The 21,442-nt window shown below is 68.5% G+C and carries 18 protein-coding genes; 4 read left to right on the plus strand and 14 right to left on the minus strand.

Translation table 11 applies throughout. The features are described from left to right. Window positions 1-713, plus strand: a 713-nt coding sequence (locus VNW53_RS14755; RefSeq protein WP_325556498.1) for a transposase, incomplete at its 5' end; no start/stop codon positions are given. A 344-nt stretch (window positions 714-1,057) separates the two neighbouring features. Here VNW53_RS14755 and VNW53_RS14760 read toward each other — a convergent pair. The 6 genes from VNW53_RS14760 to VNW53_RS14785 all read right to left on the minus strand — a co-directional run bounded on the left by VNW53_RS14760 (window position 1,058) and on the right by VNW53_RS14785 (window position 6,233). Then, window positions 1,058-1,681, minus strand: coding sequence for a HEAT repeat domain-containing protein (locus tag VNW53_RS14760; RefSeq protein ID WP_325556500.1), 624 nt, complete (start codon window positions 1,679-1,681; stop codon window positions 1,058-1,060). Then, on the minus strand, window positions 1,682-2,968 hold the full coding sequence (locus tag VNW53_RS14765) for an RHS repeat-associated core domain-containing protein (RefSeq protein WP_325556501.1): 1,287 nt from the start codon (window positions 2,966-2,968) through the stop codon (window positions 1,682-1,684). It lies immediately after the preceding gene. Between the two features lie 256 nt (window positions 2,969-3,224). After that, window positions 3,225-4,526 (minus strand): hypothetical protein, encoded by a 1,302-nt coding sequence (locus VNW53_RS14770; RefSeq protein ID WP_325556502.1) that lies wholly within the window; start codon window positions 4,524-4,526, stop codon window positions 3,225-3,227. A gap of 202 nt (window positions 4,527-4,728) precedes the next feature. Beyond that, window positions 4,729-4,989 carry an SWIB/MDM2 domain-containing protein gene (locus VNW53_RS14775; protein WP_325556503.1) on the minus strand — a complete coding sequence of 87 codons (261 nt, stop codon included), beginning with the start codon at window positions 4,987-4,989 and terminating at the stop codon, window positions 4,729-4,731. 183 nt (window positions 4,990-5,172) lie between these two features. Beyond that, window positions 5,173-5,631 (minus strand): PaaI family thioesterase, encoded by a 459-nt coding sequence (locus tag VNW53_RS14780; protein WP_325556504.1) that lies wholly within the window; start codon window positions 5,629-5,631, stop codon window positions 5,173-5,175. Then, window positions 5,628-6,233 (minus strand): TetR/AcrR family transcriptional regulator, encoded by a 606-nt coding sequence (locus tag VNW53_RS14785; protein ID WP_325556506.1) that lies wholly within the window; start codon window positions 6,231-6,233, stop codon window positions 5,628-5,630. The genes VNW53_RS14780 and VNW53_RS14785 overlap by 4 nt, the downstream gene beginning before the upstream one ends. 167 nt (window positions 6,234-6,400) lie before the next feature. Between VNW53_RS14785 and VNW53_RS14790 the strand changes: the two genes are divergently transcribed. The 3 genes from VNW53_RS14790 (at window position 6,401) to VNW53_RS14800 (ending at window position 8,980) form a co-directional block, all read left to right on the plus strand. Then, the gene (locus VNW53_RS14790; RefSeq protein ID WP_325556508.1) at window positions 6,401-6,862 is read left to right on the plus strand and encodes an Lrp/AsnC family transcriptional regulator; all 462 of its coding nucleotides are present in this window, start codon (window positions 6,401-6,403) and stop codon (window positions 6,860-6,862) included. An 87-nt stretch (window positions 6,863-6,949) separates the two neighbouring features. Next, window positions 6,950-8,584, plus strand: coding sequence for an acyl-CoA synthetase (locus VNW53_RS14795; protein WP_325556509.1), 1,635 nt, complete (start codon window positions 6,950-6,952; stop codon window positions 8,582-8,584). 30 nt (window positions 8,585-8,614) lie between these two features. Then, window positions 8,615-8,980: a DUF1428 domain-containing protein gene (locus VNW53_RS14800; RefSeq protein WP_325556510.1), complete on the plus strand. Its 366-nt coding sequence runs from the start codon at window positions 8,615-8,617 to the stop codon at window positions 8,978-8,980. A 13-nt stretch (window positions 8,981-8,993) separates the two neighbouring features. Here VNW53_RS14800 and VNW53_RS14805 read toward each other — a convergent pair whose 3' ends face one another. The 8 genes from VNW53_RS14805 to VNW53_RS14840 form a co-directional block, all read right to left on the minus strand. Then, complete coding sequence (locus VNW53_RS14805; RefSeq protein WP_325556512.1) at window positions 8,994-9,374, minus strand: helix-turn-helix transcriptional regulator; 381 nt, start codon at window positions 9,372-9,374, stop codon at window positions 8,994-8,996. Window positions 9,375-9,398: 24 nt separating this feature from the next. Further along, complete coding sequence (locus tag VNW53_RS14810) at window positions 9,399-9,632, minus strand: hypothetical protein (RefSeq protein WP_325556513.1); 234 nt, start codon at window positions 9,630-9,632, stop codon at window positions 9,399-9,401. Between the two features lie 150 nt (window positions 9,633-9,782). Then, window positions 9,783-10,835 (minus strand): UDP-glucose 4-epimerase GalE, encoded by a 1,053-nt coding sequence (galE, locus tag VNW53_RS14815; protein WP_325556515.1) that lies wholly within the window; start codon window positions 10,833-10,835, stop codon window positions 9,783-9,785. A gap of 51 nt (window positions 10,836-10,886) precedes the next feature. Further along, a complete protein-coding gene (locus VNW53_RS14820; RefSeq protein WP_325556516.1) occupies window positions 10,887-12,611 on the minus strand; it encodes an IlvD/Edd family dehydratase in 1,725 nt (574 codons plus the stop codon). A 9-nt stretch (window positions 12,612-12,620) separates the two neighbouring features. Continuing rightward, window positions 12,621-13,475, minus strand: coding sequence for an SMP-30/gluconolactonase/LRE family protein (locus VNW53_RS14825; protein WP_325556517.1), 855 nt, complete (start codon window positions 13,473-13,475; stop codon window positions 12,621-12,623). 54 nt (window positions 13,476-13,529) lie between these two features. Then, window positions 13,530-14,981 carry a glutamate synthase subunit beta gene (locus VNW53_RS14830; protein WP_325556518.1) on the minus strand — a complete coding sequence of 484 codons (1,452 nt, stop codon included), beginning with the start codon at window positions 14,979-14,981 and terminating at the stop codon, window positions 13,530-13,532. Window positions 14,982-15,007: 26 nt separating this feature from the next. After that, the gene (gene gltB, locus VNW53_RS14835) at window positions 15,008-19,648 is read right to left on the minus strand and encodes a glutamate synthase large subunit (RefSeq protein WP_325556519.1); all 4,641 of its coding nucleotides are present in this window, start codon (window positions 19,646-19,648) and stop codon (window positions 15,008-15,010) included. A gap of 178 nt (window positions 19,649-19,826) precedes the next feature. Next, window positions 19,827-21,440 carry an alginate O-acetyltransferase AlgX-related protein gene (locus tag VNW53_RS14840; protein WP_325556520.1) on the minus strand — a complete coding sequence of 538 codons (1,614 nt, stop codon included), beginning with the start codon at window positions 21,438-21,440 and terminating at the stop codon, window positions 19,827-19,829. Between the last annotated feature and the right edge of the window lie 2 nt (window positions 21,441-21,442).

Consider the following 21,442-nt stretch of genomic DNA (forward strand, 5'->3'; position numbering starts at 1 on the left):
GGAGACGCCCTATCGCCCGCCTCGCCCGCGTCGTCATCCCAGGCCTGCCGCACCATGTGACCCAGCGGGGCAACCACCGCGAGGCGGTGTTCTTCGGCGATGACGACTACCGCGCCTATCTGGACCTGATCTCAAAGGCGGCGCGGGCCTCGGGCACTGAGGTCTGGGCCTACTGCCTGATGCCCAATCATGTGCACTTCATCATGACCCCCAGCCATGCCGACGGGCTGCGGGCCACCTTCGCCGAGGCCCATCGCCGCTATAGCGCCCGCATCCACGCCCGCCTGAAGCTGACCGGCCACCTGTGGCAAGGCCGGTTCAGCTCCACGGCCATGGATGAACGCCATCTGATCGCCGCCGCCCGCTATGTGGCGATGAACCCGGTGGCGGCCGGGATGACCCGGCGCGCTGCGGATTGGCCGTGGTCGAGCGTGCGCGCCCACCTCGCCGGGGCGGACGACGCGGTGGTGACGGTCGCCCCCTTGCTGGCGCGCATCGAGGACTTCGCCGGCTTGATCGAGGGCGCCGAGGATCAGGCGGCGGTCAGAGCCTTGCTCGCGTCTCGCACGACGGGCCGCCCGGTCGGCGCGGCGGAGTGGATCGAGGCCCTGGAGGCGCAGACCCGGCGCACCCTGGCCCCGGCCAAGCGCGGGCCTAAGCCCAAGGCGCTGCAAGATCAGGGTGCGGACCTATTTCGTACAGTGTCACCGTAATCCGGATTGAGTCAGAAGCCCCTGGATCATAGATGAGGGTCCTCGGCTAAAGGGCTCCATCGCAGAGCCATGGCGCACGTTCGGCGGCGCACCTTGCGCTGTGTTGGGAGAGTTCAGGGGGATGGGAGAATCCGCACCTCGCGACCACCCCAGGCAAAGTGCAAAAAGGCGTGGCAGCAGCGACTTACCCGACCCGCACTTCGCGTCCTTTTATCCTGCCCGCAGCAGTGGGAGGGCTGTGGCGTGGATTCGGCGACACGGGAGTTGTGTATGGCGTCCCCAGAATTCTTGCCGAGCCGCCGGCGGCACCCATCATCCGGCTCAGGACGTATCCCTCGACGCCGTTATTGAATCTTCCTCAAGCGGTTCAGCGCGCTCTTCGCTTCCCGCCTTACCCAACTCTTACCGCTGGATGTCTTCGACTCCAGCAATGGAATGGCTCTCCTGTCACCCAATTTTCCCAAAGCACTAACAGCATGGCCTTCAACTTGAGGGTCATTGACTAGATTCTTAAGTGCCAAAAACGCCCGTTCATCTCTAATCTTTCCTAATCCTAGAACTATCATTTCCCTCGATTTTCCATGACTATCATCGAGGGCAATTTCGATCATGTCATCCAGCAGTTCTGGACCGGCTATAATCTCAATTGAATTCCCCAGTACCCATTTAGTATCTTCTCTCGCCCATTCATTTTCATCAATATCTTTGAAATATGATAGCAGCTCTGGGCCAATATCTCTGCTGTTATCTCGATCACCTAGGGCCCGGATAATTCCCTGCTTTATCGCTGGATGCGTGGTCGATCTCATCATCGAGAGCAGAATGGGCACGGCCTCTTTCGATAGAGAAATTTTCGCAAGATCGTAAACACTTCCTATATTAAGACCAATTTTTGACAATTCTTCCACTACAAGGAAATCTTCCTTCTCGCGAAGCGCATTTTCTGAAGAGACCTGATCTGTAGGCATCTATAGAGGCGGAATTATTATTTCTTCGGGAGTAATCAATTCTTCCGGCGGAATGACTATTGGCCCCCCGCGGCCCAGAGGGAGACGTCGAACCTGAACGTCGTTCTCATTGAGATATTTCTGAGCTGATTCTGGCACGTGCGTCTGCTCATCAAGGTCCAGGAAGAACGTTCGAAGGCTTGCCTTTGCCTCCGCCACAAAATCCTTGATTTGGCCGGTAACCCTGAAGCGGTTCACATTTTTCACTTCGCGGATGTGCCCCGCCTTTGATTCATCTGGGATGCGATATTTGGCCGTCCCCGTCCGCGACGGAATACGCTCCTTGGCACTTTGGTCAATGCCGGCTGCACGTTCACCCGCCGGCCCGCGTCCATTGGGATCCACTCGGGTATTTTGTGCGACCTGGAATGCGCCAGACTCCGGATGTGCAGCATTCGGCACGCTTCCCGGCCCGGCTTCACTCCCTCCAGACCCGTGGATAGTTTCGCCACCGCAGATAAGGGCGCCAGTGCAGCTCGAATCCACGAGCCCACTGGGATCGCTCCGATCCACCGGGTCGTCATGCACATACGCGTACAGATTGGGGTCGCTTTCCTGCCCGATCGGGTCGGTCTGCAGGAACCGACCCTGTACGGGATCATATAGCCGCGCCTTGTAGAAGTGCAGCTGGACCTCCGGCAGCGCGGCCTGCCCTGTGTAGAGGAACCTCGACCCCGACCAGGCGCTCGGCTCGCCGTAGGGGCTGTAGGTGTAGGTTGCCTGGATTGCGCCGGAGACGTCGGACCAGGCGATGATCGAACCCTGCCGATCCGCGTGCAGCCAGCGTCGCTGGGAGGTGTCGTTCCCCGCGTACGAGACAAGCGGCTCATCGGTGCCGTCGCCGTGGACGTGGCGCCATAGCGCAGGCTGCGTCGCCGACTTGTCCCCGTATTCGCCAATGAGCTGGTCGCCGGCGTAGAGGAAATAGGTCCAAACGTTCGCGGATGTATGGGTCGCCCGCAGGCGGCCGAGCGGATCATATGCGACTCCCAGCGCAGTGACCGCATCGCCCTCAAAAGTCATGCGGTTCTGCTCGTCGTAGGTGTAGTTCCGCACTCCATTGTCGGTGTAGTTGCCATTAGGATCATAGCCGTGTGGCAGGACCGCGATGGCAGCATCCTCGTTTAGGCCGGTGTGCGTCGAATCCTTGGTCGTCGTTGGTTGGCCCTGCCACACGTAAGCTAGGGAATTCTGAGTCAAACTGGCGAGCTGGCTGGCTGGCGTGTAGGCCAGCGTTTGGAACGACACCGGCCCGGCCCCACCACCCGCCTGGCTCAGAGTCCCAAGTCGGCCGGCCGGATCGTAGGTGTAGTTCGCCTGAGATCCCCAGCCAGCGTCCGCATAGCTCCGCGGCGCGTTTGCAAGGTCTTTATGTGAAGTTCAGTCACCACCAAGGCAAATATCAGCTTCCACGATATGGAGACAATTTGCGGTACGACTGCCTCCCCCACCATTTTCCACCTCCGGAATCAGGTGTTCCCCTTCGGGGGCGGCAAGCCCGGCGTCAGGCGCCGATCAGGCTCACGTGGGTGGCGCCCAGCGAGGAGAGGGTCGCGGCGCGCTGGGGCGAGGAGACGCGGTAGACCAGCACCGACTTGGCGACCCGCTTGGCGCCGGCGATGGTGGCGGTCGCCCAGCCCATGAACTCCGCGTCGCCGAGGCCGGTCGGGCATTCGAAGGACAGCGCCTGCAGGCCCGCGCCCTTGAGGCGGTCCATGGTCGCGACCGCGCCGCTCGCCATCCGGCCGACCACCAGCAGGGAGAAGGGCCGCACCAGCGACGCGGCCGACAGCAGGGCGCCCGGCGGCACGCCCTCGATATCGAGGATTTCGCAGACCACGCCCAGCCGGACGAGGCCGCTGGCCTCCTTCAGCGGCTCGACCAGCTCGCTGCGGCCCTTCTGGCTGGACAGGCTGGTGAACGAGAGCGGTACGATGAGGCTGAGCTGGCGTTCGCCGCCTGCCTCCGCCCGCAGGCGCGCGATGCCGCGGGTGATGGTCGCCAGGTCGGCGCGAAGGACGTCGGCGGCGGACAAGGCCCCGACCTGCTGCGCCGAAAGCTCCTCGCCGGTGGCGATGACGATCACCCGCCGCAGCATCCTGAAGCCGATGCGCGTGAAGCCCTTGAGCTCATAGACCGGCTCCAGGGTCGCCGAGACCCGCATCTGCCGCCCGTCGACCGCCACGAAGGGCGTCCAGCGGTTCACCAGCCGGGTGGTGACGTCGGAGTCCTCCGGCAAGGCGCCCAGCCGGGTCACGCCCTCCTCGTCGGCGCCCGAGGCCAGCATCTGCTCGGCGGCCAGGGCGTCGACCTGCTCGGCCTGGGCCCGGCCGTGGCTGATCTTGGTCACCTGCAGGATGCCCCCGGCCGTCTGCCGCGCATCGCCCAGGAAGTGGGTGAGGATTTCGCGCAGATAGCGCAGGCAGGCCGCCTGGCCGGCCAGCCGGCTCAGGTCGGGATGGACGATGAAATAGTCCATGTCCGAGACCCGCACGAACACGCCCCGCGAATCCAGGCCCCGCTCCAGCACCCGCTCGGCGAAATCGAAGACCTGGTCCTTGCGGCTCTGCCAGCGGTCGCCGAAGCGCTGCTGGACGGCCTCGAGCGAGACGATGTTGACCTTGCCGGACGCCAGGAGCTGCGGATCGCAGAACCGTTCGATCTGGGCTTCGGCGTCGGAGGAGACCAGGCGCATGGCGCCGGAGAGCTGGGCCTGGGCCAGGGCGTCGAGTTGCGCGCCTTGCGACGCAGGCCGGGCCCCCGCGGGCTCAGCTTTGCGACCCGCAACTGCGGCGCTCTCGCTCACCACGACCTCCATCGGCGCAACCTTCCCGGGTACGAGAATCGCAGCCGAGGGTTAAGCGAAGGCGCACATCGGGCGAGAAATACGCCCTGGACCGTGGAAAAATTCAAAGGCTGAACAGCAAGAGGCCCCGCCGGGCGAACCGGCGAGGCCTCTGCGACTCAGAGATCTACGGCGGGCGTGAGGCTCCGCCGAGGGCTTTCGCCTACTTCAGGTGGCCGGCGAGGTGCTTGTTCATCTCGAACATGCTGACCTTGTCCTTGCCGCCGAACACCGGCTTCAGCTTGGCGTCAGCCAGGATGTCGCGCTTGTTCTTCGGGTCCTGAAGGTTGTTCTTCTTGATGTATTCCCAGATCTTCGAAACCACTTCGCCGCGGGACAGTTGCCCCGCCCCGACCACGGCGGCCAGTTCAGGCGACGGCGTGAGCGGCTTTTGAAGGGCGTTGGTTTTCTTGGCGTCGGCCATTTGTTGGGCTCCCCCAGCTAGATTTTAGGCGTCTGCGGCCACACGTCGGATGTGCGTGAACTGAGTCGCTTGGCGGTATCCTAGGAGCGCAATGCGCCCCGCGTCACCTAGGAAACGTGAGCCGCTCGCCTCAGGGATGCAAAACACCGATCTTGGAGCGGTTCGACAACACCCCCGTGACCTTCACTTGTCGAACACCAGCAGCGTCGAGGTCGCCGTGGCGTAGAGGCGGCCCTGGGCGTCGGTGAGCCGGCCTTCCGCGAAGGCCGCGCGGCGCCCCGCCTTGACGACCCGGCCTTCGGCGCGCACCGGGCCGGTGTCCTTGGTCATGGCGCGGTGGTAGGCGACCTTGAGCTCCAGCGTCGTGTAGCCCTGCCCCGCCTGGAGCGTGGAATGGACGGCGCAGCCGACGGCGGAGTCGAGCAGGGTCGCCGCATAGCCGCCGTGCACCGTGCCGAGGGGGTTGTAGACCCGCTCGTCGGGCGCGCCGCCGAACACCACCCGGCCCTCCTCCATCTCCAGAACCGTGAAGCCCAGGGTCTTGCCGATGCCCGGCGCCCGGTCCGGGTGAGCCGGGTCGAAGACCGCGCGGAGTTGCTCGAGGCCGCTGAGGGCGGCCCGTTCGGGGACGATGGCGTTCATTGCGAGGCTCCAGAGGCGGCGGGCAGTCCGGCGCGGGCCCTGATCCGGCTGCGCGAGGCGTCCAGCAGGCGGGCGGCGAGGTCGGGGTCGGAGACGGCGCGGGCGAGGGCCACGGCGCCCGCCATCTCGGCCATCAGGGAGGCGGCCAGGCCGCGCCGCGCCTCGGGCGCCTGCCCGGGGAGCCAGGCTTCCAGTTGGCCGATCAGGTTCTCGACGCCGGCGTCGAAGGCCGCGCGCGCCAGGGGTCCCTGCCGCGGCAGGTCGTTGCTGAGCGTCGAGATCGGGCAACCGCGCTGGGGATTGTCGCGGTGGTCGGCGGAGACGTAGGCGTCGACGAAGGCCGAAAGCGCCGCGGCGGCGTCCATGCCCTCGGTCATGCGCGCGAAACGGCGGCGGCTCTGGCCGAAGGCTTCCTCGATGGCCGCGGCGACCAGGGCCTCCTTGTTGGGGAAGTGGGCGTAGAAGCCGCCGTGCGTCAGGCCGGCCTCGGCCATGACCTCGGCGACGCCGACGCCATCGGGACCCTTGGCGCGCACAGCCGCGGCGGCGGCGCGCAACACCTTCCTGCGGGTCTCGTCCTTGCGGGTGTCGCTGTAGCGCATCGCGCGGCTCCGGTTTATATGATGCACATAATATCATGGACGTGACCCGGCAAGGCCCAGGGCCGGCGCCGGCCTGCCCAGGCCGCCGCGTCGGCGCCGACTACAGCCGATCTGGCGCGCCAATCGGTCCCGCCGTAGAACAGGATTCCACGGCGGAGGCTCACGGCATGACAATCGTTCTCGATCCCATCGACCGGCGGATCCTGCGCGAGCTGCAGGCCGACGCCACCGTCCCGATCGCCGAGCTCGCCGAACGGGCGGGGCTTTCCCAGACCCCGTGCTGGAAACGGGTGAAGCGGCTGACCGACGCCGGCGTGATCGAGCGGCGGGTGGCGATCCTCGACCGGGAACAACTGGACCTGGGGCTGGTGGTGTTCGTCTCGGTCCGCACCAGCCGCCACGACGAGGACTGGCTGAACGCCTTCGCCAAGGGCGCCGCGGGCCTGCCGGAGGTGGTGGAGTTCTACCGGATGTCCGGCGAGACGGACTACCTGCTGAAGGTCGTGGTCCGCGACATCGCCGCCTATGACGGCTTCTACAAGCGCCTGATCGCCGCCGCCCCTTTGCAGGACGTCTCCTCGTCCTTCGCCATGGAGCAGATCAAGTGCACCACCGCCCTACCCATCTGAGCAGGGGCCATCTGAGCGGACGATTGACTTCGCGCCCTCTCGGGACGCCAACTTCCTCCCAAAGAAGAAGACTTTCTGGAGGATGCGGTGAGTTCCTGGACCTTCGCGGACGTATGGGAGGCGATCGCCGCCGTCCAGCCTGAGCGGCCGGCCACCATCCAGGGTGAGCGGGTGACCACCTGGGCCGAGTTCGACGCCCGCGCCGACGCGCTCGCGGCCCATTTCATCGACCGGGGCCTCGGCCATCAGGCCAAGGTCGCGGCCTTCCTCTACAACGGCCCGGAATACATCGAGACCTACTGCGCGGCCTTCAAGGGCGGCTTCGCCCCGGTGAACACCAACTACCGCTACGGGCCCGAGGAGCTCTTCTACCTGTTCGACAACGCCGACGCCGAGGCCGTGGTGTTCCACGCCGGGTTCGCCGAGGTGCTGGAGGCCATCCGCGGCCGGCTGGGCAGGGTGAAAGCCTGGGTGGCGGTGGCCGAGCCCGGCCATCCGGTTCCGGCCTGGGCCGAGGACTATGACGCCATCGTGGCCCAGGTTCCCGCCGTGCGGCCGGTGAAGGCCCCCTGGGGCCGCTCCGGCGACGACCTGCTGCTGCTCTACACCGGCGGCACCACCGGCATGCCCAAGGGCGTGATGTGGGCGCAGGACGACCTGTTCAACGTCATCGGAGCCGGCGGCAACGCCCTGCTCGGCATACCGCCGGCGACGTCCATCGAGGAGCTGACGGCGCGAATCCTCTCGCCGGAGCACCTGCGGCCGACGACCCTGATCGCCTGCCCGCTGATGCACGGAACCGGACAGTTCTCCAACCTGATCTGCTTCAACGCCGGCGGGACGGCGGCCTTCCTGCCGTCGCGCAGATTCAACGCCATGGAGCTGTGGGACGAGACCGCCCGGCTGGGGGCCAGCAACATCGTCATCGTGGGCCTGGCCTTCTCGACGCCCATGCTGGAGGCCCTGGAGGCCCATCCCGGCCGCTGGGACCTGTCCAGCGTGCGCGCCATGAGCTCATCCGGCTCCATGTGGAGCCAGGAGAACAAGCAGGGGCTGCTGAGCCACGCCAGGAACGCCATGATCTTCGACAGCTTCGGCTCGTCGGAGGCGGTGGGCCTGGGCGTTTCGGCCTCAGCGCCCGGCGCCGAGGCGAAGACCGCGGCCTTCACACCCGGCCCCACCTGTGTGGTGTTCACCGAGGACGGCCGGCGCGTGCAGCCGGGCTCGGGCGAGCGCGGGATGGTGGCGGTGAGCGGCCTCTTGCCGCGCGGCTACTACAAGGACGAGGAGAAGACCGCCAAGACCTTCCGGATCATCGAGGGCGTCCGCTGGAGCGTGCCGGGCGACTGGGCCGAGGTGAACGCCGACGGCTCCCTGAAACTGCTGGGCCGCGGCTCGGTCTGCATCAACACCGGCGGCGAGAAGGTCTTCCCCGAGGAGGTCGAAGAGGCGCTGAAGACCCACGCCGGCGTCCGCGACGCGGTGGTCGTGGGCCTGCCGGACGCCCGCTTCGGCGAGCGGATCTGCGCGGTGGTCGAGACCGACGGGGCGGTCCAGCCGACGCTGGCGGAGCTCTCCGAGCACGTGCGCCGCACCCTCGCGGGCTACAAGGCGCCGCGCGACCTGGTGCTGGTGGACACCATCGGCCGGGCCCCCAACGGCAAGGTCGACTACAAGGCCATCAAGGACCGGGCCATCGCCGCGCTCGGCGTCAGCGCCTAGGCGGGCGGCGCCTTACCAGGGAGCCTCACCATGTATGTCGCAGGCTTGGTCATTCCCGTGCCCGAGGACAGGATGGACGCCTATCAAAGGTGGGCGGAGAACGGGGCCAGGATCTTCAAGGACTATGGGTGCCTGGAGATCGTCGAGAGCTGGGAGGACTTCGTTCCCGACGGCAAGCTGACGGACTTCCGCCGCGCGGTCGCCGCGAAGGACGGCGAGAAAATCGTCTTTTCCTGGCAAATCTGGCCCGACAGGGAGAGCTTCTACGCCGCCGAGGCGAAGATGCACGAGGACGGGCGCCTGGATACGTCCGGAGAGCCGCCGTTCGATGCGAGGCGCCTGATCCTCGGCTGCTTCCAGCCGGTCTTCTCGATGGGCAGGGGCGATATCCGCTGACCCCGGGGCGACCCTAGACCGACTTCAGGCTGCGGACGAACTCGACGAGGGCGGCGCGGGGCGCGCCGCGGGGCAGGATCGAATAGGCGCGCAGCAGCTCCAGCGCGCCGGGCTCGGCCAGCAGGGCCGCCACGTCGTCGATGGCGCCGCTGGCCGGGCTGACGTCGCCGAACATCTCGGCGACGGGGGCCTGCAGGGTGGCGGCGATCCGCGACAGCATCGACGCGCTCACCCGGTTCGCGCCGCGCTCGTACTTCTGGATCTGCTGGAAGGTGACGCCGGCCGCCTCGGCGAGCGCCTGCTGCGACAGGCCCCGGACCTTGCGCAGCAGCCGGATCCTCGCGCCAACGGCGATGTCGATGGGGTCGGCGAGCGCGTCGGGCTTGCGGGCCATGGTGTCTCCGGGGGATTGACTGGACTAGCGGGCGCGCCGAGCGGGATCGTCCGCCGGCGGCGCCCAATCCGGCTGGGCCAAGCCCTGGTCGGTGATGAGATAGCAGGCCTCGGCGATAGTGATTCCCACAGCCCGCCGAAGCTGTGCCGTCCCGGGCTCTTCACGTTCAATCGCCATCAATTCCTCCTCGTAAGAGGCTAGGATTTCCAACAGATTTCGAGCGAGTTGCTTCGCCCGCTCCGCCGCCGTCTCGCCCATCGTTTTCCCCAACGCCCGGGGCGAACCTTGAGCATTGCGGCGGCGAAAGCAAGGCGCCCGCCGGGAAAAGGGCCGCGCGCCGGACGAGACCAAGCGACGCAGCCTGATCGGCGATCAGTTAGCGCGCACGATTGAACGCGTGCGGAGGGTCTAGACCGGCGTCGGGGACCTGCGGCGGTTGGCCGGGTCGCGGTGGCCGGCGCCATAGGCGGGCTCACGCTCCCAGCGCAGGGCGTCGGCGACGATCTCGTCCAGCGCGGAATGTTGCGCGGCCCAGCCCAGCAGCTCGCGCGCGCGGCGCGGGTCGGCCACCAGGCTCGGCGGATCGCCGGCCCTGCGCGGGCCGATCGCGTGCGGCACGGGGACGCCGACCGCGCGGCCCACCGCCTCGACCACCTGCAACACCGAATGGCCCCGGCCGCTGCCGACATTCACCGCCTCGAAGGCGCCGGCCGGCAGGTCGACGGTGAGCGCGGCCAGGTGGGCGGCGGCCAGGTCCGTCACATGGACGTAGTCGCGGAGGCAGGCGCCATCCGGGGTATCGAAGTCGTGGCCGAACACCGTCAGCGGCTTGCCGTCGCCGAGCGCCGCGGCGATGGCGAGCGGGATCAGGTGGGTCTCCGGCTCGTGCGCCTCGCCGATCAGGCCCGAGGGGTCTGCGCCGGCGGCGTTGAAATAGCGCAGCGCCACCGCCGTCAGGCCATGGGCGCGGCACTGGGCGGCGATCATCCATTCCGCGGCGAGCTTGGTGTCGCCATAGGGACTGGCCGGCGCCTTGTCGGCCGTCTCGGCGATGGTCTCCAGCGGGCCGCGGCCGCCCTGGCCGTAGACGGCGGCGCTGGAGGAGAACACCAGCCGCTCGACGCCCTGTTCGCGCATGACGGTCAGGAGGTTGACGGTTCCCGCCACATTGACCTCCCAGAAGAGGTCGGGGCTGACGGTGGAGCGGCCGACCTCGATCAGGCCGGCGAAGTGGATGACGGCGACGGGCTGGTGGGTGGCGACCGCCTCGCTGAGCGCGGCGCGGTCGCGCAGGTCGCCCTGGATGAGCGGCCCCCAGCGGACCGCCTCGCGCGAGCCGGAGCTGAGGTCGTCGAAGACGACGGGCAGGAAGCCCCGCTCATGCAGGGCCTTGGCGGTGTGGGCGCCGATGTAGCCGGCGCCGCCGGTGACCAGCACGGAGGGCTGTGATGCTGCCTTCATGCCCCCATCGTCCCGCCTCGCCCCGAAATTCCCGTTAAGACGCCACGTCCGTCAGTGCGATTCCCGGCTGACGTCGGGGCTGGATTTGCCGACCAGGAAATCGAGGTCGACGCCGCGGTCGGCCTGCTGGACGGTGTCGATGTAGAGCCGATACCAGCCGCGGGTATAGGGCGACGGCCGGCGGGCCGCCTCCCAGGCCGCGCGGCGGCGGGCGAGCTCGGCCTCGTCCACCAGGAGGTCGAGCGTGCGGTTCGGGCCGTCGAAGGCGATCTCGTCGCCGGTCCGCACCAGGGCCAGCGGGCCGCCGGCCTCGGCCTCCGGCGCGACATGCAGGATCACCGTGCCATAGGCCGTGCCGCTCATCCGCGCGTCGGAGATGCGGACCATGTCGGTGACGCCCCTGGCCAGCAGCTTGGGCGGCAGACCCATGTTGCCGACCTCCGGCATGCCCGGATAACCCTTGGGTCCGCAGCCCTTCAGCACCAGGATCGAGGTCTCGTCGACATCGAGGTCCGGGTCGTCGATGCGGGCCTGGTAGTCCTCGATGGTCTCGAAGACGACCGCCCTGCCCCGGTGCGTCAGGAGCGACGGGCTGGCGGCGCTGGGCTTCAGGATGGCGCCATCGGGACAGAGGTTGCCCTTCAGCACCCAGACGCCGGATGAGGGCCCGACAGGGGCGTCCAGCGAGCCGATCACGTCGCGGTTCCAGACCTTGGCTGCGTCGGCGATCTCGCCTTGCGTCTTGCCGGAGACCGTCAGCGCGTCGCGGCGGTAGAGGCCGCCCAGCTCCCGCGCCACCGCGGCTGCGCCGCCAGCGTAGCAGAAGTCCTCCATCAGGTACTTGCCGGAGGGCATCAGGTTGACCAGCAGCGGCGCCTCGCGGGCGATCTCGTCGAAATCATCGAGGGTGAGCGGCACGCCCAGGCGGCCGGCGAGCGCCAGCAGGTGCACCACCGCATTGGTGGAGCCGCCGATGGCGGCGTGCATGAGGATGGCGTTCTCGAAGGCCTGGCGGGTCATGATGTCGGAGGGCTTCACGTCGTCCTTCACGAGCTGGACGATGCGATTGCCGCTCATGTGGGCCAGGACCTTGCGGCGGCTGTCCACCGCCGGCAGGGCGGCGTTGCCCGGCAGGGAGATCCCCAGGGCCTCGGTCAGGCTGGACATGGTCGAGGCCGTGCCCATGGTGTTGCAGACGCCGGCCGAGCGGCTCATGCCGGACTCGGCGGAGAGGAACTCGTCCAGGCTCATCTCGCCCGCGCGGACGGCTTCCGAGAAGCGCCAGACGTCGGTGCCGGAGCCGATGTCGCGCCCCTCGAACTTGCCGTTCAGCATCGGACCCGAGGAAACGAAGATCGCCGGCAGGTCGACGCTGGCCGCGCCCATCAGCAGGCCCGGCGTGGTCTTGTCGCAGCCGCCCATCAGCACCACCCCGTCGATGGGGTTGGCGCGGATCGACTCCTCGACCTCCATGGCCAGCAGGTTGCGGAACAGCATGGCGGTCGGCCGCATCTGGGTCTCGGGGAGCGACATGGCCGGGAACTCGATGGGCACCCCGCCCGCCTCCCAGACCCCGCGCTTCACATAGTCGGCGAGGTCGCGCAGGCCGACCTGGCAGGTGACCAGCTCCGACCAGGTGTTGGCGATGCCGATGATCGGGCGGCCGTCGAAGACGTGGTCCGGCAGACCGGTGGCCTTGATCCAGCTCCGGTGGATGAAACCGTCCTTGTCGTTTTTGCCATAGCTCTTGGCGCTGCGCAGCGGTTTCCTGGCCATGGCCCTACCTCAGCCTTCAAACAGCGGCAGCGCCAGCCCTTTCACGCCGGTCTCGATGGCGAACAGGCCGCCGGCCAGCGGCTGCGAAGCCCGCGCGCCCAGGGGCAGCTCGTCCCAGGCGCTGGTGACGAAGAGCGTGGTCAGGTTCTCGCCGCCGAAGGCGCAACTGGTGGGCTGCTGGACGGGCATGGGCACGATCGTATCGATCTGACCGTCCGGCGCGTAGCGAACGATCCGCCAGCCGCCCCACTGGGCGTTCCAGAGGCAGCCCTGGGCGTCCACCGCCGAACCGTCGGGGCTGGCCGGCGCGCCCGCCGTGTGGGCGAAGTTCCGCAGGTTCGACAGGTTCGCCGTCTCGTGGGCGAAGATGGTCTGCAGCTTGGAGTCGGCCAGGTAGAGGGTCTGGCCGTCCGGGCTGACCGAAAGGGTGTTGGGGATGTGGATGCCGGTCAGCATCCGCTCGGTCTCGAAGTCGGGCCGGGTGCGGAAGACCGCGCCGGGCTGCCGGCCGTGGTCGTCGTCCATGGTCGACCACCAGAAGTTCCCTTCCAGGTCGATCTTGCCGTCGTTGGTGCGGAAGCCGGGCGGAAACTCGTAGGCGCGGACGACCTCCAGGGTGGCCTTGTCGGGGTCGCAGATCACCAAGCCCTTGTCGGTGGCCATGAGCAGGCCCCCCTGGCGACGCGGGGCCGCGGCGCTGGCGCGGAACGGCAGGTCGAAGGCGCCGCGCTCGTCGGTCTTGGGCGCATACCAGGCCAGCCGCCGGCCCTTGATGTCGAACCAGTAGAGCCGGCCGTCGAGCGGCGACCAGACCGGGCCCTCGCCCAGCCGGTCGTCGGACTTCACCACGCAACGCACGTCCATCCGAGGCCTCCGCTCGCAACAGGTCCGGCTTCTGCCAGCCTACGGTGCGGGGGTCTAGCGCGGCAGCTTGGAAGCGCCCATCAGGGCTTCGTCGACGGCGCGGGCGCACTGGCGGCCCTCGCGGATCGCCCAGACCACCAGGGACTGGCCGCGGCGCATGTCGCCGCAGGCGAAGATGTTGCGCACGCTGGTCTGGTAGTTGGCGACATTCGCCGCGACCGCCCCGCGCGCATCGAGCTCGACCCCGGCGTTTTCGACCAGGCCCGCCACCCGCGGACCGGTGAAGCCCATGGCCAGGAGCACGAGGTCGGCCTGCAGCATGAACTCCGAGCCGGCCACTTCGGCCATGCGCATCCGGCCGTCGTCGCCGGCGACCCATTCGAGCCGCACGCACTCGAGCGCCGTGACCCGGCCGTCCTGGCCGATGGCGCGCTTGGTGGCCACGGCGAAGTCGCGCTCGCAGCCCTCTTCCTGGGAGGACGAGGTGCGCAGCTTCAGCGGCCAGTCCGGCCAGGTGAGCAGCTTGTTCTCCTGCGCCGGCGGCTGGGGCATGATCTCGAGCTGGGTGACCGAGGCCGCGCCGTGGCGGTTGGAGGTGCCGATGCAGTCGCTGCCGGTGTCGCCGCCGCCGATCACCACCACATGCTTGCCGGCGGCCGAGATCGAGCCGTTCGGCGCGGCGATCACCTCGGTGTCGCCGGCGTTGCGCTTGTTCTGCTGGGTGAGGAACTCCATGGCGAAGTGGATGCCGTGGAGTTCGCGGCCCGGGACCTCCAGGTCGCGCCCGGCCTCGGCGCCGCCGGCCATCACCAGCACGTCGTAGTCGTCCAGCAGGCGCTGGACCGAGACTGTCACCCCGACCTCGAAGCCGGCGCGGAAGATCACGCCCTCGGCCTCCATCTGGCGCACACGCCGGTCGATGAGGTGCTTTTCCATCTTGAAGTCGGGGATGCCGTAGCGGAGCAGGCCGCCGATGCGGTCGGACTTCTCGAAGACCGTGGGCGCATGGCCGGCGCGGGCCAGTTGCTGGGCGCAGGCCAGGCCCGCGGGGCCCGAACCCACCACCGCCACCCGCTTTCCGGTGCCGCGCGGCGACATCTGCGGGGTGATCCAGCCTTCTTCCCAGCCGCGGTCGACGATCTCGCATTCGATCGTCTTGATGGTCACCGGGGTCTCCGGAATGTTCAGCGTGCAGGAGGCCTCGCAGGGCGCGGGGCAGACGCGGCCGGTGAACTCCGGGAAGTTGTTGGTCGACTGCAGGTTCTCCAGCGCCGCCTTCCACTGGTCGCGGTAGACCAGGTTGTTGAAGTCGGGGATCTGGTTGTTGACCGGGCAGCCCTGGTGGCAGAACGGAATCCCGCAATCCATGCAGCGCGAAGCCTGCCGCGCGACCTCGGTCGGCGGCAGCGGCTGGACGAATTCCTTCCAGGTTTTCAGGCGCTCCGACACCTTGTCGTAGGTGCGGTCGCGGCGCTCGATCTCAAGGAAGCCGGTGGGCTTGCCCATCGGGGTAATCTCCGGAACTTGAACGATTATTCCGCGGCGACGGCGGGCGCCGTCGTGCGTTCGGCGGCGAGGTCCTTGAGGGCCTTGCGGTAGTCGGTCGGCATCACCTTGACGAAGGAGGCCAGCGCCTTGTCCCAGTTGGCCAGGATCTCGGCGGCGCGCGCGCTGCGGGTGTGCAGGTGGTGACGCTCGATCAGGATCCGCAGCCGCTCGGCGTCGAAGGCCAGCATGTCGCCCATGCCGTTGTCCTCGACCGAGACCGGCCGCTGGCTGGGCCGGCCGCGGTCGTCGCCGCCGATCGTCGCGGTCACGGGCTCGAGCTCGACCATGGCCTTGTTGCAGAGCACGTCGAAGCGGCCGGCCGGGTCGTAGACATAGGCCACGCCGCCGCTCATCCCCGCGGCGAAGTTGCGGCCGGTGTCGCCCAGCACCACGACCACGCCGCCGGTCATATACTCGCAGCCGTGGTCGCCCAGGCCTTCGACCACCGCCACGGCGCCGGAATTACGCACGGCGAAGCGCTCGCCCGCCACGCCCTCGAAATAGGCCTCGCCGGCGATGGCGCCGTAGAGGACCGTGTTGCCGACGATGATGTTGCGGGTGGGCTCGCGCCGCGCCTCGGGCGGCTGGCGCACGACGACGCGGCCGCCGGAGAGGCCCTTGCCGACATAGTCGTTGGCGTCGCCGATCAGCTCCAGCGAAACTCCGCGCGCGGCGAAGGCGCCGAAGCTCTGGCCGGCGTTGCCGCGGAAGGTGAGCGAGATGGTGTCGTCGGGCAGGCCGGCGTGGCCGTAGCGCCGGGCCACCTCGCCGGAGAGCATGGCGCCCACCGTGCGGTTGACGTTGCGCACCGCGAACTCGCCGCGCATGGGCTTGCCGGTCTCCAGGGCCGTCTTGGCGTCGGCGATCAGCACATTGTCGAGCGCCTTGCCGAGCCCGTGGTCCTGGCGGTCCTGGTTCCACAGGCCCTTGGCGGCTTCCGCAGGCGCGGCGTAGAGGATGCGCGAGAGGTCGACGCCCGCCGCCTTCCAGTGCTCGACGGCCGGGGCCAGGTCGATGCGGTCGACGCGGCCGATCATTTCGTTGACCGTCGCAAAGCCCATCTGGGCCATGATCTCGCGCAGCTCTTCGGCGACGAAGAAGAAGTAGTTGATCACGTGCTCGGGCTGGCCGGTGAAGCGGGCGCGTAGCACCGGGTCCTGGGTCGCCACGCCCACCGGGCAGGTGTTGAGGTGGCACTTGCGCATCATGATGCAGCCGGCGGCGATCAGCGGCGCGGTGGCGAAGCCGAACTCGTCGGCGCCCAGCAGTGCGCCGATCGCCACGTCGCGGCCGGTGCGCAGGCCGCCGTCGACCTGGACGGCGATTCGGGTGCGCAGGCCGTTCAGCAGCAGGGTCTGCTGGGTCTCGGCCAGGCCGATCTCCCAGGGCGAGCCCGCATGAGTCAGGGAGGTGAGCGGCGAGGCGCCCGTGCCGCCCTCGAAGCCCGAGATGGTCACGTGGTCGGCGCGCGCCTTGGCGACCCCGGCCGCCACCGTTCCCACGCCGACCTCGGAGACCAGTTTCACTGAAATCCTGGCCTGTTGGTTGACGTTCTTCAGGTCATGGATGAGCTGCGCCAGGTCCTCGATCGAATAGATGTCGTGGTGCGGCGGCGGGCTGATCAGGCCGACGCCCGGCGTCGAATGGCGCACCCGGGCGATGTTCTTGTCGACCTTGTGGCCGGGCAGTTGGCCGCCCTCCCCGGGCTTGGCGCCCTGGGCCATCTTGATCTGGATGTCGTCGGCGTTGACCAGGTACTCGGCGGTGACGCCGAAGCGGCCCGAAGCCACCTGCTTGATGGCCGAGCGCATGGAATCGCCGTTCGGCAGGGCCTTGTAGCGGTCGCTCTCCTCGCCGCCCTCGCCCGTGTTCGAGCGGCCGCCGATGCGGTTCATGGCGATGGCCAGCGTGGTGTGCGCCTCGCGGCTGATCGAGCCGAAGCTCATGGCGCCGGTGGAGAAGCGCTTGACGATCTCGGACGCCGGCTCGACGTCCTCGATCGGGATCGGCCCGCCCTCGCCCGGCTTCAGCCGCATCAGGCCGCGCAGGGTCAGCAGGCGCTCGGACTGCTCATTGATGCTCTGGGCGAAGGTCTTGTAGGCGTCCGGCAGGTTGCCGCGCACGGCGTGCTGCAGGTTGCCGATGGTCTCCGGCGTCCAGGCGTGGCTCTCGCCGCGCAGGCGCCAGGCGTACTGGCCGCCGACGTCGAGCATGGAGGCGTAGATCGGGTTGTCGCCATAGGCGTCGCGGTGGCGGCGCACGGCCTCGCCGGCGATCTCCGCCAGGCCCACGCCCTCGATGGTGGAGGCGGTGCCGGTGAAATACTTCTCGATCAGCGCCGTCGACAGGCCGACCGCGTCGAAGATCTGGGCCCCGCAGTAGGACTGGTAGGTGGAGATGCCCATCTTGGACATCACCTTCAGCACGCCCTTGCCGATGGCCTTGATGTAGTTCTTGCGGACCTCGTAGGCGGTCTGGGACAGGCCGTTCTCGGTGCGCAGGGCCTCCAGGGTCTGGAACGCCAGGTAGGGGTTCACCGCCTCCGCGCCATAGCCGGCGAGCACGCAGAAATGGTGCACCTCCCGGGCCTCGCCGGTCTCGATGACCAGGCCGGTCTGCATGCGCAGGCCCTGGCGGATCAGGTGGTGGTGCACCGCTGCTGTGGCGAGCGCCGCCGGGATCGGCACCCGGTCCGGCCCCGTCGCCCGATCCGAGAGGATCAGGATGTTCATGTCGGCCAGCACCGCGTCGGTGGCCTCGCGGCAGAGGCGTTGCAGCGCGCCCTCCAGGCCGTTGGCGCCCTCCGTGGCCGGCCAGGTGGTATCGAGCGTGGCGGTGCGGAAGGCGCCGTCCAGCAGCTCGTTGATCGCACGGATCTTGGCCAGGTCCTCGTCGGTGAGGATCGGCTGGGCCACCTCCAGGCGCTTGTGCGTCCCGGCCTGGCGGCCGAGCAGGTTGGGGCGCGGCCCGATCATCGAGACCAGGCTCATCACCAGCTCCTCGCGGATCGGGTCGATGGGCGGGTTGGTGACCTGGGCGAAGTTCTGCTTGAAGTACTCGTAGAGCAGCTTCGGCCGGCGCGAGAGCACGGCGATCGGGGTGTCGAAACCCATCGAGCCCAGCGGGTCGTCACCGGTCCTGGCCATGGGCTCCAGGAAGAACTGCAGGTCCTCCTGGGTGTAGCCAAAGGCCTGCTGGCGATCGAGCAGGGTCGCCGGGTCGTTGGAAAGCGGCGTCTCCGGCTCGGCGGCCAGGCTGAGGTCCTCGAGCTTGAACTGCGTCTCGGCCAGCCACTCCTCGTAGGGCGCGGCCTCGGACAGGGAGCGCTTGATCTCCTCGTCCTCGATGATGCGGCCCTCTTCCATGTCGATGAGCAGCATCTTGCCGGGCTGCAGGCGCCACTTGCGCACGATCCGCTCTTCGGGGACGTCGAGCACGCCCACCTCGGAGGCCATGATCACATGGTCCTGGTCGGTGATGATGAAGCGCGCGGGGCGCAGGCCGTTGCGGTCCAGGGTCGCGCCGATCTGGCGGCCGTCGGTGAAGGCCACGGCGGCGGGGCCGTCCCAGGGCTCCATCAGGGCGGCGTGGTACTCATAGAAAGCCCGGCGCTTGGCGTCCATCAACGGGTTGCCGGCCCAGGCCTCGGGCATCAGCATCATCACCGCCTGGGCCAGGGGATAGCCGCCGGCCACCAGCAGCTCGAGCGCGTTGTCGAGGCAGGCGGTGTCCGACTGGCCGTGCGGGATCAGCGGCCACATCTTGTTGAGGTCCGGCCCCAGCAGGTCGCTCTCCAGCGTGCGCCGGCGCGCGTTCATCCAGTTCACGTTGCCGCGCACCGTGTTGATCTCGCCGTTGTGGGCGATGAACCGGTAGGGGTGCGCCAGGCGCCACGAGGGGAAGGTGTTGGTGGAGAACCGCTGGTGGACGAGGGCCAGGGCCGACTCCGCGCGCGGGTCGGTCAGGTCCTTGTAGAAAGTCCCGACCTGGTGGGCGAGCAGCAGGCCCTTGTAGACCACCGTGCGCGTCGACAGCGACGGGATGTAGAGCTCGGTCAGGCCCGGCAGGTTCTTCTTGGCGGCCAGTTCGCGCAACGGGTTCTGAGTCTGCTTGCGCACGGCCAGCAGCTTGCGCTCATGGGCGTCCTGGTCGCGGATGTTGGGGCCGCGGCCGATGATCGCCTGGCGGATGACCGGCATCTGGGCCAGCACGGCCTCGCCGAGGCCGGTGGTGTCCACGGGCACGTCGCGCCAGCCGATCAGCGGCTGCTTCTCGACGGTGAGGAAGTGCTCGAGCTGGGCCATGGCCATCTCGCGGGCGAGCTCGTCGCGCGGCAGGAAGCACATGGCCACGGCGTATTCGCCGGCCGCGGGCAGCACGACGCCCTCGTCCTTCGCCCAGTCGGCCAACAGGCCATGCGGAATCTGGATCAGGCAGCCGGCGCCGTCGCCGACCAGCGGATCGGCGCCCACCGCCCCGCGGTGGTCGAGGTTCACGAGGATCTGCAGGCCGCACTGGATCACCTCGTGCGATTTGCGGCCCTTGATGTTGGCCACAAAGCCCACGCCGCACGAGTCATGCTCGTTCGCCGGATCGTACAGTCCTTGCTTCGGGGGAAACCCCATCTCGTCCTCTTAAAACCCGCGCCAGATACGCACGCCAAAACGCGGCCGAACCTCACATTGTTGAGAGGCTGGTCGTGTTCGCGGGCATTTACCCGGCAAGATCACCCCTTGTCGATGGGCGGAAAGCTGGAACCGGGGAAGATTTTTCTAATGCCCGCCAGCGGGCGCCGCGCGCCGCTCAGGGCGCCGTCACCGTCGTCTTGCCCTCGCAACCGATCCAGCCGCCGCCGGCGCGGCGGTAGGCCCAGGGCGTATAGACCCCCGGCGGCAGCTTGGAGATGTAGAAGCTCTCGACGAACCCGCTCTCCTGGCCGGTGGGGTTCTTGAAATAGGCCGCGACGTCAGGCCGCGCCTTGTTCATGTCGAGCCCGCCCACGAAGACGCCGCCCGGCCCCTTCAGCGCCAGCATTCCCCGCGGCGAGGTGACCTGACGACCGAGCTCCGACATCCAGCCGGAGGCCATGAAGGTCGCCTCGCCGCCGATCCCCGGCGTCAGCTTCACGATCTCCACGTTGCAGTTGCCGGTGAGCGCCGCGCCGGCGAGCGTGGCGGTCGTGCGGGCGTCCGGCGGCGCCATGGTCGGGACGACCGGGGCGGAGGGCGCGGGCTTCGGGCGCGGCGCGCTGCCCAGCATGCGATCGATCCGCGCGGTGGCTTCGGCGGACGGCGCAGGCCCGTCGCCCATCGAGACCCGCAGGCCGTGCTCGACGATCTCGGCGACCAGGATGTCGGGCTTGAACCGCTCCACCAGATCCGGACGCCAGAAGCCGTCGTCGTTGTGGGCCAGGATGATGCGGCTGAAGTGCGGGTAGAGCAGCGGCAGGATCTCGTTGGAGAAGGAGTCCCTGGTCATCATCAGGACCGGCTTGCCGGTCTCGCCGGTGTCGATGACCTGCGGCGCGGTCCACGCGGTCTTTTCGGTCAGGAAGGTCTTGTGGATCCTGGCCTCGCCCGCCGGGTTCTCGATGTGCGGGAACCGGAGGTCGACGCTGTTGGCCACGCCCAGCATCAGGGCCAGGTCGCGCGGCCGGTCGCCGGAGTCGCCGGTCGTCACCTGGAAGTCCGACATCGGATGCGGCGCGTCGGTCAGCCCCATCTCGTGCAGGCGGCCGACAAGGGCCGCGTAGCCGGCGTAGGCCCCGTAGGCGTTCCAATGGGTGTCGTGGCGGCTGTAGGTCGCCGGGCCGCGCCGGGTGGCCTCGGCGACCGCCGGATAGAGGTAGAGGATCTCGGCAAGGCCCGCCTGATGCGCCAGCTTCGGCAGCGTCACCGTGGCCCGGTTCGGACTCGGGCCTGAGTACCAGGCGGGGCCGAACTGTGGGTAGAGCGCCTCCTTCGCCGGGCCGACGACGGTGAGGTAGGGGATGTGGCGGGCCTGCATATATTCGGTGCGGCCGGCGTAGGTCAGCAGCCAGGACCTGACCTCGGGGCCCATCATCGGCGGATCGGCCCGGACCGCGCCCAGGTGGGTGTCGTTGTCGAAGAACAGCCAGCCGTCGCGCCCGACGATCACCCGGTTCGACCCGCTGACGCCGACCGTCATCCGCAGCCGGTTCAGCGCCGCGATCAGGTAGGGCCGGATCGGGAAGCGGTCGGCCACATAGGCGTCGGCGGCCCTGCGGAAGCCGTCCAGGTCCTGCCAGCCCTTGGGCCAGGCGGGCGCTGCGGCCAGGACGCGGTTCTCCTGGATACCCGGCGGGCGCATGTACCGCGGCGCGATCCAGGCGCCCGCCATCAGGGCCAGGATGGTCCCGACCAGCAGTCTCCAGTGGAGGCGCGAGGCGAGGACCACGG

The sequence above is a fragment of the Phenylobacterium sp. genome (genome assembly GCF_035569475.1).
Taxonomy (GTDB): Bacteria; Pseudomonadota; Alphaproteobacteria; order Caulobacterales; family Caulobacteraceae; genus Phenylobacterium.